The 3,403-nt window shown below is 73.9% G+C and carries 2 protein-coding genes; one reads left to right on the plus strand and one right to left on the minus strand.

Annotation, left to right across the window (positions count from 1 at the left end; translation table 11 throughout):
• On the minus strand, positions 1-2,045 hold a 2,045-nt coding region (locus ACFXA3_RS39035), incomplete at its 3' end, for a DEAD/DEAH box helicase (RefSeq protein ID WP_385195559.1).
• 492 nt (positions 2,046-2,537) lie between these two features.
• On the opposite strand from ACFXA3_RS39035, the gene ACFXA3_RS39040 reads away from it, so the two are divergent.
• Complete coding sequence (locus ACFXA3_RS39040) at positions 2,538-3,296, plus strand: ferritin-like fold-containing protein (protein WP_385195562.1); 759 nt, start codon at positions 2,538-2,540, stop codon at positions 3,294-3,296.
• Positions 3,297-3,403: the final 107 nt, after the last annotated feature.

The raw sequence follows: 3,403 nt of genomic DNA on the forward strand, positions 1-3,403 counted from the left end.
GCCGGAGCCTCGACGACCGCGGCAGCGGCCTTGCGGGTCCGGGTGCGCTTCGGCTTCGCCGGAGCCTCCTCGGCGACCGCCGCGGCCGGAGCCTCGACGACCGCGGCAGCGGCCTTGCGGGTCCGGGTGCGCTTCGGCTTGGCCGGGGCCTCCTCGGCCACCGCGACGGCCTCGGCGACCGGGGCGGCCTCCGCGGTCTTGCGGGTCCGGGCGGGGGCGCGGCGGGCCTTGACCGGCTCCACCGGCGGGGCCACCTGGAAGTCCGGCTCCGGGGCCGCGTCGACGACCTTGCGGGTCCGCGTCCGGCGGGCCTTGACCGGGGCCTCCGCGGCGGGAGACTCGGCGATCGGCGTCACCTGGGCGAGGACGGGCTTCTGGGTCGGGACCCGGCGGGCCCGCACCGGCTCGGCCTTGACGGGCTCGGCCACGGCCGGCTCCGCCACGACCGGGACCTCGGCGACCGGGGCCTCGGCGACCTTGCGGGTCCGCGTCCGGCGGGCCTTGACCGGGGCCTCCGCGGCCGGAGCCTCGGCGACCGGCGCGACCTCGACGGCCGGGACCACGACCTCGGCGACCGCGACCGGAGCCACGGCGACCGGGGCCACGGCGGCCGCGGCGGCCGCCGTCGTCACGGAACGGGTCCGGCGGCGGCGCGGCTTGCGCGGCTCGTCGGCGGCCGGGGCCTCGGGAGCCTCCGCCACCTCCGTCACCGGCGTCACGGCGGCCTCACCGGCAGCGACCTCGGCACCGCCGCGCGTACGGCGGCGCTGGCGCGGGGTGCGCGTCCGGGCGGGACGCTCCTCGGCCGGGGCGGCGGCGGCCGGGCCGCGGCCGCCACGGCCACCGCGGCCGCCGGTCTCGCCCAGGTCCTCCAGCTCCTCGGCCTTCAGGCCGGCCCGCACGCGCTCGGCGCGCGGCAGGATGCCCTTGGTGCCCGCCGGAATGTTCAGCTCCTCGAACAGGTGCGGCGACGTGGAGTACGTCTCGACCGGGTCGTGGAAGTCCAGCTCCAGCGCCTTGTTGATCAGCTGCCAGCGCGGGATGTCGTCCCAGTCGACCAGCGTGACGGCCGTGCCCTTGTTGCCCGCGCGGCCGGTGCGGCCCACGCGGTGCAGGAAGGTCTTCTCGTCCTCCGGCGTCTGGTAGTTGATGACGTGGGTGACACCCTCGACATCGATGCCGCGCGCGGCGACGTCCGTGCAGACGAGCACGTCGACCTTGCCGTTGCGGAACGCGCGCAGCGCCTGCTCGCGCGCGCCCTGGCCCAGGTCGCCGTGGACGGCGCCGGACGCGAAGCCGCGCTTCTCCAGCTGCTCGGCGATGTCGGCCGCCGTGCGCTTGGTACGGCAGAAGATCATGGCCAGCCCGCGGCCCTCGGCCTGCAGGATGCGGGAGACGAGCTCCGGCTTGTCCATGTTGTGCGCACGGAAGACGTGCTGCTTGATGTTGGCGACGGTCACGCCCTCGCCCTCGGGCGACGTGGCGCGGATGTGCGTCGGCTGCGTCATGTAGCGGCGGGCCAGGCCGATGACCGCGCCCGGCATGGTCGCCGAGAACAGCATCGTCTGACGCTTGGCCGGCAGGTAGTTGATGATCTTCTCGACGTCGGGCAGGAAGCCCAGGTCGAGCATCTCGTCGGCCTCGTCCAGGACGAGCGCCTTGACGTGCGACAGGTCGAGCTTGCGCTGGCCCGCCAGGTCGAGCAGGCGGCCCGGGGTGCCGACGATCACGTCGACGCCCTTCTTGAGCGCCTCGACCTGCGGCTCGTACGCGCGGCCGCCGTATATGGCGAGGACGCGGACGTTGCGGACCTTGCCCGCGGTCAGCAGGTCGTTGGTGACCTGGGTGCACAGCTCGCGCGTCGGGACGACGACGAGGGCCTGCGGGGAGTCGGTGAGCTGCGCGGGCGTGGCCCGGCCGGCCTCGACGTCCGCGGGGACGACGACCCGCTCCAGCAGAGGAAGGCCGAAACCGAGCGTCTTGCCGGTTCCGGTCTTGGCCTGGCCGATGACGTCCGTGCCGGAAAGGGCGACGGGGAGGGTCATCTCCTGGATCGGGAAGGGGGACACAATGCCGACGGCCTCAAGGGCTTCGGCCGTCTCGGGAAAGATCCCGAGGTCTCGGAACGTAGTCAGGGTGCTGCCTCTTCTGTGAGACGCGGCGCGAGGCGGCGAGGGGGGTCGTACCGTGCCTGGCTTGCAGTACTGCGCCCTCCCACGTTCGGGAGAGCAATACGAAGCTGCGCGGGACCACTAGCCTTCGCTCAAGCGCTCGTGCCGCTGAGGGGGCCCCTCGTGGAGAAGCGGTACGCATGGACGTACGCATCACGCCGAGGGCGGTCGGGTGGAGCCGATCGGGCCACCGACCGGGCATCCTCATTCGGATGGCCCGCCGAGTATCCGGCAGGCGCATTACCACTGTACCCCGGAATCGCGCAGGTGTGTCGGGTGAATTCACCTGGTAGTCGCGTTTAGGCGGACTGTCAGTGACCCGATGCGGTGCCTTGGGCGCCCTTCCGGCGGGCTATTGTGCGGAGCATGTCGACCGTTGAAAACGCATCGCCCGCCGACGACGGCGCCGCCGCCGAAGCGACAGGGATCGCCGCCCAGGACTGGGCGGCCGCCTCCGCCTCGCCGCAGTACCGCGCCGCCGTCGTGGACCTGCTGGGCGCACTCGCGTACGGAGAGCTCGCGGCCTTCGAGCGCCTCGCGGAGGACGCGAAGCTCGCGCCCACCCTCGACGACAAGGCCGAACTCGCGAAGATGGCCTCCGCGGAATTCCACCACTTCGAGCGGCTGCGCGACCGGCTGGCGGCCATCGACGCCGAGCCCACCGCCGCCATGGAGCCCTTCGCCAAGGGCGTCGACGACTTCCACCGCCAGACCGCGCCGTCGGACTGGCTGGAGGGCCTGGTCAAGGCCTACGTCGGCGACTCGATCGCCAGCGATTTCTACCGCGAGGTCGCCACCCACCTGGACAGCGACACCCGCGCGCTCGTCGTGAGCGTGCTGGACGACACCGGCCACGGCGGCTTCGCCGTCGAGAAGGTGCGCGCCGCCATCGAGGCCGACCCCCGCTGCGGCGGCCGGCTCGCGCTGTGGGCCCGCCGTCTGATGGGCGAGGCGCTCTCGCAGGCGCAGCGCGTGGTCGCCGAGCGCGACGCGCTCTCCACCATGCTGGTCGGCGGCGTGGACGGGATGGCGGCCGGCTTCGACCTGGCGGCCGTCGGCGAGATGTTCACCCGGATCACCAAGGCGCACACCAAGCGGATGGCCGCACTGGGCCTCGCCGCCTGAGCGTCCCGCCTGCACCCGCTCGATAGACCCCGCGGCGGCCCGGGGGGGAGACCCGCCGGGGGAGCGGGGCGGGGGTGGAGGGGGGGGGGGGTGGGGCGGGGCGGACG

Source organism: Streptomyces sp. NPDC059456, from assembly GCF_042750055.1.
Taxonomy (GTDB): domain Bacteria; phylum Actinomycetota; class Actinomycetes; order Streptomycetales; family Streptomycetaceae; genus Streptomyces.

What these genes read in the sequence shown, in the direction of transcription:
- ACFXA3_RS39040 (WP_385195562.1), top strand. Translation starts at nt 2,538, where the DNA reads ATGTCGACCGTTGAAAACGCATCGCCCGCCGACGACGGCGCCGCCGCC.